Source organism: Halomonas sp. ISL-56 (genome assembly GCF_018612805.1).
Lineage (GTDB): Bacteria > Pseudomonadota > Gammaproteobacteria > Pseudomonadales > Halomonadaceae > Vreelandella.
Genome location: NZ_JAGGRO010000019.1, coordinates 101739 through 114177 on the forward strand (window position 1 = coordinate 101739; position 12439 = coordinate 114177).

General features: G+C 57.2%; 11 protein-coding genes. 6 read left to right on the top strand and 5 right to left on the bottom strand.

All coding sequences use genetic code 11. From position 1 onward, the window contains the following. Positions 1-76: 76 nt before the first annotated feature. From djlA to J7J49_RS16325, 4 genes are read right to left on the bottom strand one after another with little or no spacing between them, the layout of a single operon-like run. The gene (gene djlA, locus J7J49_RS16310) at positions 77-841 is read right to left on the bottom strand and encodes a co-chaperone DjlA (RefSeq protein ID WP_064235666.1); all 765 of its coding nucleotides are present in this window, start codon (positions 839-841) and stop codon (positions 77-79) included. Between the two features lie 30 nt (positions 842-871). Continuing rightward, positions 872-2797 carry a 1-deoxy-D-xylulose-5-phosphate synthase gene (gene dxs / locus J7J49_RS16315; protein WP_215094068.1) on the bottom strand — a complete coding sequence of 642 codons (1926 nt, stop codon included), beginning with the start codon at positions 2795-2797 and terminating at the stop codon, positions 872-874. Positions 2798-2799: 2 nt separating this feature from the next. Continuing rightward, positions 2800-3693: a (2E,6E)-farnesyl diphosphate synthase gene (gene ispA / locus J7J49_RS16320; protein WP_215094070.1), complete on the bottom strand. Its 894-nt coding sequence runs from the start codon at positions 3691-3693 to the stop codon at positions 2800-2802. Beyond that, complete coding sequence (locus tag J7J49_RS16325; RefSeq protein ID WP_215094072.1) at positions 3687-3977, bottom strand: exodeoxyribonuclease VII small subunit; 291 nt, start codon at positions 3975-3977, stop codon at positions 3687-3689. The genes ispA and J7J49_RS16325 overlap by 7 nt, the downstream gene beginning before the upstream one ends. Positions 3978-4213: 236 nt before the next feature. On the opposite strand from J7J49_RS16325, the gene serA reads away from it, so the two are divergent. Then, positions 4214-5458: a phosphoglycerate dehydrogenase gene (serA, locus tag J7J49_RS16330; RefSeq protein ID WP_064235662.1), complete on the top strand. Its 1245-nt coding sequence runs from the start codon at positions 4214-4216 to the stop codon at positions 5456-5458. 72 nt (positions 5459-5530) lie between these two features. Here the strand turns inward: serA and J7J49_RS16335 are convergent, their stop codons facing one another. Continuing rightward, the gene (locus J7J49_RS16335) at positions 5531-6220 is read right to left on the bottom strand and encodes a pirin family protein (protein WP_215094074.1); all 690 of its coding nucleotides are present in this window, start codon (positions 6218-6220) and stop codon (positions 5531-5533) included. 183 nt (positions 6221-6403) lie between these two features. On the opposite strand from J7J49_RS16335, the gene trhO reads away from it, so the two are divergent. The 5 genes from trhO to ybiO all read left to right on the top strand — a co-directional run bounded on the left by trhO (position 6404) and on the right by ybiO (position 12284). After that, positions 6404-7366, top strand: coding sequence for an oxygen-dependent tRNA uridine(34) hydroxylase TrhO (gene trhO, locus J7J49_RS16340; RefSeq protein ID WP_215094076.1), 963 nt, complete (start codon positions 6404-6406; stop codon positions 7364-7366). A gap of 86 nt (positions 7367-7452) precedes the next feature. Further along, a complete protein-coding gene (locus J7J49_RS16345) occupies positions 7453-8286 on the top strand; it encodes an enoyl-CoA hydratase (protein WP_215094078.1) in 834 nt (277 codons plus the stop codon). Positions 8287-8431: 145 nt separating this feature from the next. Continuing rightward, positions 8432-9253, top strand: a complete 822-nt coding sequence (locus J7J49_RS16350; RefSeq protein WP_215094080.1) for an IclR family transcriptional regulator — start codon at positions 8432-8434, stop codon at positions 9251-9253. A 28-nt stretch (positions 9254-9281) separates the two neighbouring features. Further along, positions 9282-9713 (top strand): YqaA family protein, encoded by a 432-nt coding sequence (locus J7J49_RS16355; RefSeq protein ID WP_215094082.1) that lies wholly within the window; start codon positions 9282-9284, stop codon positions 9711-9713. A gap of 171 nt (positions 9714-9884) precedes the next feature. Then, positions 9885-12284, top strand: coding sequence for a mechanosensitive channel protein (gene ybiO / locus J7J49_RS16360; protein ID WP_215094084.1), 2400 nt, complete (start codon positions 9885-9887; stop codon positions 12282-12284). Positions 12285-12439 lie beyond the last annotated feature (155 nt).

Sequence of the window (12439 nt, forward strand, 5' to 3'; positions counted from 1 at the left end):
CTGTCGATTCTATATACTGCGTTTTTGAGCTCACTTGTTAAGCATTGTTCTTAAGCACCGCTCTTAAGCACCGCTCTTAAGTGCTCTCCCTCGCCGCACGAATGCGTTCGTAGGCGTTGCCGATTTCGCTGGTGCGCGCTTGGGCGACGTCACGCATGCTTTCGGGCAGGCCTTTGCCAGCCAGTTTGTCGGGGTGGTTTTGGCTCATCAGACGGCGGTAGGCTTTTTTGATCTCGCTGTCGCTGGCATCTTCAGAAACGCCCAGTACACGATAGGCATCTTTAAGCGCTTCTTCGCTTGCGCCCTGGGAGTTGGCGGCGGCGCCGTGCAGCATCGCTTCGATCTGCTGCACTTCGGCGTCGCTGCAGCCTACGCCGCGGGCAACGCGCAGAATCATCTCGTGCTCGGCGGGGTGCAGCACGCCATCAGCCGCGATAGCCGAGAGTTGCACCTGGATAAATACCTGACGCAGAACCGGCTGGCGCTGGGTAAGGCGGTTAACGCTGGCCAGCTCGGCGTCCAGATTAAAGTCATCGGCGCGGCCACGCTCGAAGGCGGCGCGCGCCTTGGCACGCTGTTCCCCCTGTAAGTGCATTTGATCAAACAATTTTTCGGCGACGTCCAGCTCGCCTTCGGTGACTTTGCCGTCGGCTTGGCACAGGCAACCCATCACCGAGAAGATCGATTCCAGAAAACCTTCCTGGATGCGCATCCGGGCGATATTTAGGCGATGGCTAAGGCGTTTGCCTAGCCACCAGCCCAGGCCGCCGCCAATCAACAGACCCACCGGGCCGCCGAATGCAAGGCCAATCAAGGCGAAAATAATAATTAGAAATAGCATATTGGTCTCAAGTAATTTAAAAATAATGGCTTATGGCAGTCGAGCGCGTATAGCCTGCTCAATGCCTGCGCTATCCAGGTGGCAGTCGGCAAGCAGCTGCGCAGGCGTGCCGTGCTCTACAAAGGCGTCCGGTAGGCCGAGGTTGAGCACTTCTACCTGAACGCCTTCGGCGAGGAGCAGCTCATTGACGGCGCTGCCCGCGCCACCGGCAATCACGTTTTCTTCCAGTGTCACCAATAGCTCGTGCTCGTCGGCGGCGTGCAGCACCGCATCGCGATCCAGCGGTTTGATGGAGCGCATATTGATATGGGTGGCGTTCAACTTTTCGGCGACTTCCGCAGCTGGGCTGTTGAGGCTGCCAAAGGCAAGTAGCGCGATACGCACGCCGTCGTTGGCGGCATGGCGACGCACTTCCGCTTTGCCAATGGCGAGTGGCTCAAGATGCGTGGGAATTTCCACGCCTGGGCCGGTGCCGCGGGGGTAGCGCACTGCGGCGGGGCCAGGGTGGTGATAGGCCGCACTTAGCATGGCGCGGCACTCGGCTTCATCCGCCGGGGCCAAAATCACCATGCCGGGCACACAACGCAGAAAGGAGAGATCCATGCTGCCATGGTGGGTGGGGCCGTCTTCGCCCACCAAGCCCGCGCGATCAATGGCAAAGGTGACGTCCAGATTCTGCACAGCGACGTCATGAATAAGTTGGTCGTAGCCGCGCTGCAGAAAGGTCGAATAAATCGCCACCACCGGCTTCATGTCTTCACAGGCCATCCCCGCTGCCAGCGTCACCGCGTGCTGCTCGGCGATTGCTACATCAAAATAGCGTTGCGGGTACTCTTTTGAGAAGCGAATCAAGTCGGAGCCCTCGCGCATGGCGGGGGTAATGCCCATCAGGCGCGGGTCGGTGGCCGCCATATCGCACAGCCAATCGCCAAACACGTTGCAGTACTTTTTCTTGGCGGGCGGCGGGGTAACCACCGGTTTCTTGACCGTTGTAGCGTTGGCTAACGTTGCGGGTTTTTCCAGCTTGGTGATGGCGTGGTAGCCAATCTGATCCGCCTCGGCGGGCAGGAAACCTTTGCCTTTCACCGTTTTAATATGCAGAAACTGCGGGCCGTCGAGGTCGCGCAGGTTTGCAAGCGTATGGGTGAGCGCATCAAGGTCGTGGCCATCAATCGGGCCAACGTAGTTAAAGCCCATCTCTTCAAACAGCGTGGCGGGGCTGACCATGCCTTTCATGTGCTCTTCGGTGCGTCTGGCCAGCTCTAACGCGCCGGGCAGGTGCGAAAGCACTTTTTTGCTCTCTTCGCGTATTTTCAGGTAGGGCTTGCTGGAGAGCACTCGGGCAAGGTAGGTCGCCATGCCGCCGACGTTCTCGGAAATCGACATTTCGTTGTCGTTGAGAATCACCAGCAGGTTGGCATCTACGTGGCCTGCGTGGGCCAGGGCTTCAAAGGCCATGCCGGCGGTCAGCGCACCGTCGCCAATAATCGCACAAACGCGGCGCTTATTACCCTGTGCCTTGGCTGCCAGTGCCATCCCCAGTGCCGCCGAAATCGACGTGCTGGAGTGGCCGACGCCGAAGGTGTCGTATTCGGACTCGGCGCGGCGGGGAAACGCCGCCAAGCCGCCATGCTGGCGAATGCTCAGCATCGTTTCGCGGCGGCCGGTAAGAATTTTATGTGGATACGCTTGATGACCGACGTCCCAGACTAAGCGGTCGTGGGGGGTATTAAAGGCGTGGTGTAGCGCGACGCTAAGCTCGACCACGCCAAGGCCCGCGCCAAAGTGGCCGCCGGAAACGCCCACGCTATAAAGTAGGTAGGCGCGCAGCTCATCGGCCAATTGGTCGAGTTGCTTGGCATTCATGGCCCGCAGCGCGGCGGGGTGAGCAAAAGAGTCAAGCAGCGGCGTCGTGGGGCGCTCGCGGGGGATCTCGTCGAACAGCTTCATGGGCATCTTTAGTGGTCGCGCTCGATCATATAATGGGCTAAGTCGGCCAGCAGTGCGGCACGTTCGCCCAGTGGGGCGAGCGCGGCAATGGCCTCGTCGATCAGGCTGTGCGCTTTGCGTTGAGCGCCTTCTAACCCCAGCAGACTGGGGTAGGTGGGCTTGGCTCGTGCAGCATCGGCGCCTGACGTTTTGCCTAGGGTAACGGTGTCGCCGGTCACATCCAGGATATCGTCGTGAATCTGAAAGGCTAGACCAATGGCGCGGGCGTAGCGAGTAAGTGCATCTAAGCGGGGGTCATTGTCGTCGACGGCTACCAGACCGCCCAGGCGCACAGCGGCGACAATCAGGGCGCCGGTTTTGTGGGCGTGCATGTGGGCGAGGGCATCGACATCCGGGTGGCCGCCGACGGCGTCTAAATCCAGCGCTTGCCCGGCCACCATGCCATCCCGGCCAGAGGCCGAAGCCAAGGTGTGCACCAAATGGCCCAGCCGGGGATGAGCCTTGCTGGCCAGCACTTCAAACGCCAGCGCCTGAAGGGCATCGCCGGCGAGAATCGCGCTCGCCTCATCAAAGGCTTTATGCACCGTGGGCTGACCACGGCGCAGGTCGTCGTCATCCATAGCGGGTAAATCATCATGGATCAACGAATAGGCGTGGATTAACTCGATGGCGGCGGCAGGGGCGTCCAGCGCCTCATCTTGCGCGCCTAACGCATGCCCGGCCATATATACCAACAGCGGGCGCAGGCGTTTACCACCCGCCAGCAGGCCGTGGCGCATGGCGGCTTCAAGACGAGGCGCTACCGCTGGGCGGCTATCAAACAGCGCCGCTAGCGTGGCGTCTACCCGGGCATTGCTGGTCTGGCGCAGGGTGGCAAGCTGGCTAGGCTGCATGGCTACCATGGGGGCGTCTCCTTGCTGTCATCCTCGGCCGCATCCTTGGGGTCGTCGGGGCCAGCGAAGGGCGCTACGTTTAAACGCCCTTCGCTGTCTTCACTCAACGCCCGCACCTTGAGTTCGGCGCTATCCAGACGCTGTTGGGCATCGCGGGTCAACCGCACGCCTTGTTCAAACGCGGTCAGTGCATCTTCCAATGAGAGCTCGCCTGACTCGAGACGTTCAACGATGGTTTCGAGTTGCTCAACCGTCGCGGCAAAGTCCTGCGGGGGTGGTGTCGTGTCGCTCATTGGGGCTGCCTACAAACCGGTATTTTTAAAATAGGCCCACAGTATACACCGAGGCTGGGGGGCGGCGTCTGCCCTCTTCAATACAGCGTGTTGCGCGACTTGCGGTTCATTCATCGTCAGCACGCAGACTTTTCATCATTCACACCCGGTCTGAACGACGCGGGTTGTGCTACGATATGCGCCTCCCGTGAACCGATACACGGCGCATGCCGCCGACCATAGAGGTTGATTCAGCCATGGCCAAAACGTCCCTGGACAAGAGCAAGATCAAGATCCTGCTACTCGAGGGCGTCCACCAAAGTGCGGTGGACAATTTTCACAACGCCGGTTATGAAAATATCGAGCACCTGCCCACATCCCTTGATGAAGACGCGCTGATTGAGAAGATCCGCGATGTTCACTTCATCGGTATTCGTTCCCGCACCCAGCTAACGGAACGCGTGTTCGAGGCGGCGGAGAAGCTGGTGGGCGTTGGCTGTTTCTGTATCGGCACCAATCAGGTCGATTTAACCGCTGCGCTTACCCGCGGTATCGCGGTGTTTAACGCGCCGTACTCCAACACCCGTTCGGTGGCCGAGCTGGTGCTGGCAGAAGCGATTATGCTGCTGCGCGGTATCCCCGAGAAAAACGCCCGTGCCCACCAGGGTGGCTGGTTGAAGTCTGCCAAGAATTCCCACGAAGCGCGCGGTAAAACCCTCGGTATCGTTGGTTACGGTAGCATCGGCGCGCAGCTTTCGGTACTGGCTGAATCGCTAGGCTTTAACGTTATCTTTTACGATGTCATTGCCAAGCTGGGCATGGGTAATGCCAGCCAAGTGGGCAGCCTTGAAGAGCTGCTGGGCCGTTCCGATGTGGTCAGCCTGCACGTGCCGGATCTTGCCTCTACTCGTTGGATGATCGGTGCGAAAGAGATTGCCGCCATGAAAGATGGCGCTATCCTGATTAATGCCGCCCGCGGCAGTGTAGTAGAAATTGAGCCACTGGCGGATGCCATTAAAGCAGGCAAGCTAAACGGTGCCGCAATTGATGTCTTCCCGGTTGAGCCGAAAGGTAACGACGAGGAGTTCCAGAGCCCGCTACGTGGCCTGGAAAACGTGATTTTGACCCCGCACGTGGGCGGTTCTACCCTGGAAGCTCAGGAGAACATCGGTATCGAAGTGTCAGAGAAACTGATCACTTACTCCGATAACGGCACCACCGTGACCTCGGTCAACTTCCCCGAAGTGGCGCTACCCGCTCACCCGGACAAGCACCGTTTGCTGCACATTCACGACAACGTGCCGGGCGTGCTGTCGCAGATTAACCGTGTGTTGTCTGAAAACGGTATTAACATCTCCGGTCAGTATCTGCAGACCAACGAGAAAGTCGGTTACGTGGTGATTGATGTAGATAAAGCCTACGGCCCCCAGGCGCTGGAAGCGTTGAAAAAAGTAGACCACACGCTGAAGATTCGTGCGCTCTACTCGGCGCAAAATAGCTAAAACGTCGTTAGTCAAAAAGGCGGTAAAAAAACGGCGCCTCTTAGGAGGCGCCGTTTTAGTTGGTGTCGGTAATCAAGCAAGGTCAAACAACAGCACTTCGCCCGCTTCTTTCCCTGTCAGATTGATCGACTCCTCCGGCTGAAACGCCGCGGCGTCACCTGCGCTCAAGGTCTCCCCGTTAACGTCCATTTCGCCATTCACTACATGCAGCCAGGCGTAGCGTGAAGGGGGAGGTGCTACCTGTTCGCCCGCGCTAAACAGGCCCGAGTATAGGTTTAGATCTTGATTAATACTCACCGACCCATCGCGCCCTTCTTGAGAAGCCACTAGGCGCCACTGCCCTTGACGCTCGGCGGTAGGAAAGGCTTTCTGCTCGTAGCTGGGTTTAATGCCGAGCTGTTTGGGTTCAATCCAAATCTGCAAAAAGTGCAGCTCGTTCTGCTTGGAGTGATTGAACTCACTATGCAGTACGCCAGTGCCTGCCGACATGCGCTGAACATCGCCTGGGCGTATCACTTCGCCGTTGCCCATGTTGTCTTTGTGCTCCATCTCACCTTCCAGTACGTAGGAGATAATCTCCATATCCCGGTGAGGGTGGGCGCCAAAGCCATGGCCGCCCGTTACGCGGTCTTCATTGATCACGCGCAGGGCTCTAAATCCCATATGCTTGGGATCCATATAGTTGGCGAATGAAAAGGTATGGAAAGAGCGTAGCCAGCCGTGGTCAGCGAAGCCCCGCTCATTAGAACGACGAATAATCATGATGTTCTCCGCAAGTGGCGTGAGGGAATAGTGACAATATACGCCTCACAGCGGCTGCGTGGGGTGAAGCTTTCAGTAAGGTTGTGTCGAATAAATCGACGTTTTCCAGTGCAGATTGCGCTAAAATATGCGCGTCTTTTAACCCGGTCCGTCCTTTACGAGGATGACTACCTGGAGCTTTGCATGTCTGTATCCATCCCGATGTCTACCCCAATGCCGCCCATTGTGGTCGCGGCGCTATATAAATTCGTCACCCTCAACGACTTTGAAGCGCTGCGTGAGCCGCTGCGCCAAACCATGCTGGATAACGGCGTAAAAGGCACCTTGCTGCTCGCCAAAGAGGGTATTAATGGCACGGTAGCGGGCAGACGCGAGGGTATTGACGCGCTGCTTACCTGGCTGACAGCTGATCCACGCTTAGCCGATATTGACCACAAAGAGTCTTACTGCGACGAGACGCCGTTCTACCGCACTAAGGTCAAACTCAAAAAAGAGATCGTCACTCTCGGCGTGCCCGATATCGACCCCAACGACACCGTGGGTACCTACGTCGAGCCGGAAAACTGGAACGACATCATCGCCGACCCGGAAGTGCTGGTGATCGATACCCGCAACGATTACGAAGTGGCCATCGGTAGCTTTGAGCGTGCAATCGATCCTAAAACCACCACTTTTCGCGAATTTCCCGAGTACGTGCGCGAGCACTACAACCCGGAGAAGCACAAGAAAGTAGCGATGTTCTGTACCGGCGGCATCCGCTGCGAAAAAGCCTCCAGCTTTATGCTGAAAGAGGGCTTTGAAGAGGTCTACCATCTTAAAGGCGGCGTGCTGAATTACCTGGAAAAAGTCCCCGAAGAGCAGTCGCTATGGCGCGGTGAGTGTTTTGTGTTCGATAACCGGGTCACCGTTCGCCACGACTTGAGCAAAGGCGAGTTCGAACAGTGCCACGCCTGCCGCATGCCGATCTCTGCCGACGATATGCAGTCTTCAGCCTATGAGCCGGGGATTAGCTGCCCACACTGCATCGATTCATTGCCGGAAAAAACCCGTGCAGCGGCACGGGAACGCCAGCGTCAAATCGATCTGGCCAAACAGCGCGGCGAGCCGCACCCATTAGGCCGCGATACCCGCCTAATGAAAAAATAAGCGAGTGCACCGTAGGCAAGCATCGTGCACAAACCTTGTAGGCTAGACTGATGGGCAAAAGTGTTACTCAAAACCAGGAGTTCACCATGCCCATCACCTCTGACAGACCTTCTTCTGAAGCCCTTTCTGAAGATCCCTCTTCAACTGCATCCATGCTGCAACGCCTTGATCATCAAGGTGTTGTGACGCTGACAATGAGCGCGCCAGAGCGCTTTAATGCGCTCTCGGAAGCCATGCTGGGAGCACTTCATGACGCCCTGACCGAGATTGCTGACGATAGCAGCGTGCGCTGTGTCGTCCTCGCGGCGGAAGGTAAAGCCTTTTGCGCCGGGCATGATCTGAAGCAGATGCGCGCCAACCCTGATAAAGCCTACTACCAAGCGCTGTTTGCCCGCTGTAGCGAGGTGATGCAGGCGATTGTCCACCTGCCGGTACCGGTCATCGCCAAAGTGCAGGGTATTGCCACCGCCGCGGGCTGCCAACTGGTGGCAAGTTGTGACCTGGCTGTCGCTACCCGCAGTGCCCGCTTTGCTGTTTCGGGTATCAACGTTGGTCTGTTTTGCTCGACCCCAGCGGTAGCGCTCTCCCGCAACGTTGCACGCAAGCGCGCCATGGAGATGCTACTTACTGGAGAGTTTATCAACGCCGAGAAAGCTGCCGAGTGGGGGTTGATTAACCGCATAGCTGAGGACGATACGTTGGATGAGGTAACTACTCAGTTGACCGATAGTATCTGCGCTAAAAGCGCCGTGGCGGTGCGCACCGGGAAAGCCATGTTTGCCCGCCAACTCGCCATGCCACTTGATGAAGCCTACGCCTTTGCCGGAGAAACCATGGCCTGCAATATGCTGGCCGAGGATGTAGGAGAGGGGATCGATGCCTTTATCGCCAAGCGTCCACCGTACTGGCGGCATCGCTGAATGAATGGAATTCGTTTCCGTAAACGCGACAACGGCGGCATTAGCACGTTATCCTGATGCTCTTTGTGTTCCAGGAAAAGCACCTCCGAAGAGAGATTCTTTTAAGGGAGTCGCCTCCAGGAGATAGCGAGTAGGAGAGAACCAGGTGAGTGAAGCTAAACGCAGGACGGTTGGTCGTCCGGCGACTACCGCCAAAGCCAGCGGAGGCCATAGCCAGTCGCTGGTGCGTGGTTTAACGCTGCTGGAATATCTATCAGCCAGCCCGCTTGGGTTAGCCCTTTCAGAAGTGGCAGAGATGGCCGAATTAGCGCCCTCTACCACCCACCGGCTGCTGCAAGCCTTGCAGAGCCAGGGCTTTGTGACCCAGGAGAACGAACAGGGCCTGTGGCGTATTGATGTCAAAACCTTCCGTATCGGCAATAGCTTTCTTGAAGCCCGCGACGTGGTGGCCACCAGCCGTCCCTTTCTGCGCCGTTTAACCGCGGAAACCGGTGAGACCGCGAATTTGGGCATTCGCGATGGGGCGACCGCGGTGTTTCTCGCTCAGCACGAATCTCCGCAGATGATGCGCATGATCACTCGCCTAGGCTCCCGCGCTCCGCTGCACGCCTCCGGGGTGGGTAAAGCGCTGCTGGCGTGGATGGCCGATGACGAGCGGGCTCAACTGCTGGATGGTCACGAGCTGGTAAGAGTGACCGCCAATACGCTCTATCAGCCCGATACCTTACATGTGGAAACGGGGCAAATTCGTGCCCAAGGCTTTGCCTGCGACCGTGAAGAGCATGCCGTTGGCCTGCACTGCGTGGCCGCCTGTGTGTTCGATGAGCACGGTGCACCGCTGGCGGCGATTTCGGTTTCAGGCCCTGTAGCGCGAATCCCAGAAGCGCGTTTGCTAACCTTGGGTGCGCTGGTGCGCCAAACGGCTGATGAAATAACCCAGCATTTAGGTGGACAGGTGCCGCGCTAACGCGGGCCGCTAAGATCATGGCAACACCATGCTAAGCCTGTTTTTTGTCGCCCTGGTCAGCGCAACACTGCTTCCCGGTGGGTCTGAAGTGTGGCTGGCGCGGTTGTGGTGTCTTGGCGAGTCGCCGCTGGGGCTGTGGTGGGTGGCTACGGCAGGCAATACCCTCGGTAGCATGATTAACGTGGTGATGGGCCGTTACGCACGCCAGTTTCAAGATCGCCGCTGGTTTCCTGCATCGCCGCGCAGCTTGGCGCGCGCAGAAGGTTGGTATCACCGCTTTGGCGAGCTGAGCCTGCTGATTTCCTGGGTGCCGATTATTGGTGACCCGCTCACCGTGCTGGCCGGCGTGTTCCGACTTCCTTGGTGGCGTGCGCTAGCGTGGATTGTGGTCGCCAAAGGTGCACGTTACGCCGTAGTTTTACTATTGGCACAGCAGTGGCTAGTGCCGCTGTGCCAGTAAAACGCCTTATTAATCAAGCCATGTTATCCTGTACAACTTTTTAACAAGCTGGCTTGTTAGTATAAAGTGTCAGAATAGAGTGTAAGCAGTATCGGAAGCCTAACGTTAGTTTGCGGAACATCGGGCAGCCGTTAGATTGAACACAACACTCACCCAAAAGGAGGTTTAGGTGTGAAGCCACTTCGTTTAATACCCTGGCTAGGTGTCTGGCTGTTGGCAATGATTGTCTTAATGGCCACGCCAGCAATGGCGCAGAGCGGGCCGAGTGAATCGGCTAGCGCGGACAGCTCAGAAGCGACCACAGAGGCGGCGCCTACTTCTTACGAGGCCTTGGCGAACCTGTTAGCAGATGAGCAGTCACGGCAGGAGTTGATTGAGATATTGCGCAATCAAGCCTCAGCGCTGCCCGCAGGTGTGGCCAGCGAACTTTCGCCAGAAGCCGCTGCCCAGGGCAGTGAGATAGCGCCTGAAGATGTCTCATTGCCGCGCCAGTTAGCTGAACTCACCAGTCGTGTAGTCAGCGATGTGGGGGGCCAGTTTGAGCAAGTGGTTAGCATCGTGGGTGGTCTGTTCTCTGGTGGGGAGGCAGACAGTGTCTTTGATATGGCGGCGTTCACCAGTGCGGCGATCAATCTGGGTATCGTCATTGTCGCCACCTTTGCGATGTTTATGATTTTCCGCCGCCTCGCCAAACCGCTGTTTACCAAAATCAGTGGCTGGTCTCTACATGGCAGTAATTTAACGCCTGTCCTGCGCTTGATTGCCTGCGTAGCGATTGCGGTGGTTATCGATGTACTGCTTGTCGGTTTGGCCTATGTGGGCGGTAATTTAGTGGCGACGTTTGCGGTTGGGGAAACCGGTGAACTTTCGACTCGTGCCTCGCTGTTTTTAAATGCGTTCTTAATTATTGAGCTGCTTAAAGCCGCTGTGCGGATGCTGTTCTCGTCGCGCTACGAAGGGCTGCGGCTACTGCCTATTTCTGCCCAAGAAGCCTCCTATTGGAACCGCTGGTTGGCCCGTTTGATCGGCATGGTCGGTTACGGCCTGATGGTGGTCGTACCGCTGGTCAACTTCTATGTGGCGGCCTCGCTAGGACAAGCCGTCGGTACGCTGATTATGCTGTTGGCGTTTATCTACGCGGTGGTCGTGGTGCTAAGAAACCGCGCCCGCCTGCGCGACAACATGAACGAGATAGCGGCAAAGACAACCTTAACCGCCAGCCGCGTCTCGATGCAGCTGTTGGCCCGTACTTGGCATCTGTTCGCGCTGCTGTATTTCTTGATCGTTTTTGTACTAACGCTTACGCGCCCCGGCGATGCGCTGCCGTTTGTGATGTATGCCACTCTGAAGTCGTTGGCCGCGATTGTGGTGGGGCTGTTGGTGTCGTCTTTTCTTACTCAAACCATTGGCCGCCGTATCACGCTGTCAGACGACTTGCGGCGTAAGCTACCTTTGCTTGAAAAGCGTCTAAATAGCTACGTTCCCAATGCGCTACGCGTGCTGCGTACGATCATTCTGATCGTGGTTATCATGGTGGTACTGAACGCCTGGGGCGCCTTTGATCTTGCTGCCTGGTACGCCTCTGAGCGCGGAGCCAACCTGGTCGGCAACCTGACCAGCGTCGCGGTGATCTTGATTGTAGCTATCGCCGTTTGGCTGGGGCTGGCGAGTTTGATTGAGCATAAGCTCAACCCTGAGACTGGCTACGGAGAACCTTCGGCGCGGGCGAAAACGCTGCTCAGCCTGTTCCGCAATGCGCTGGCGATCGCTATGGTGACGATTACCGGCATGATCGTGCTGTCGGAAATTGGTATCAATATCGGCCCGCTGATTGCTGGTGCCGGTGTGCTGGGTCTGGCGATTGGTTTTGGTGCTCAGAAACTGGTGCAGGACGTTATCACCGGGGTGTTTATCCAGGTAGAAAACGCCATGAATACCGGCGATGTGGTGACGGTAGGCGGTATAACAGGAACCGCCGAACGGCTTAGTATCCGCTCCGTCGGTATTCGTGATCTATCGGGAACCTACCACATCATCCCTTTCTCCAGTGTGGATACCGTTTCTAACTACATGCGTGAGTACGGCAACCATGTAGGCGAGTATGGCATTGGCTATAACGAAAGCATCGATGAAGCCATTGAGCAGCTCCAACTGGCCTTTGAAGATCTTAAAGCTAGCGAAGAGCATGGCCATAAGCTGTTAGCCGACCTGACGGTAGCAGGCGTTGTCGCGCTGGCAGATAGCTCTGTGAATATCCGTGTGGTGATCAAAACCACGCCGGGCGACCAGTGGGCCGTTGGCCGTGCCTACAACCGTCTGGTTAAGTTGCGCTTTGATGAGGCGGGTATCGAAATACCTTTCCCGCACACTACGCTCTACTTTGGCGACTCCAAGAATGGTAAGACCCCGCCTGCACCCGTGCAGGTAGTGGAGTCAACCGCTGAAGAGAAGAAGATGGAAGAAGCACCCGTGGCGACACCCGTGGCTAAAAGCGACCCTAAGAAAGGGGTGCAGCAAACCGCGGATGCTGATCACATTAAGCCTGACCAAGATGACGTTGACGAAAAATAAACCTTGGTTGTGGAGATTGGTAGCGAGGCCGCCTTCGGGCGGCCTCGCTGCGTTTGCGCCTTGCCTGGCGTTGTCTCTTAGGGTGTTTCTGGAAACGAACTCTCTGCACGCCCTGCAAGGGGAAGCGCTAGCCGAAAGTTAAAGCGGTTGCGCAT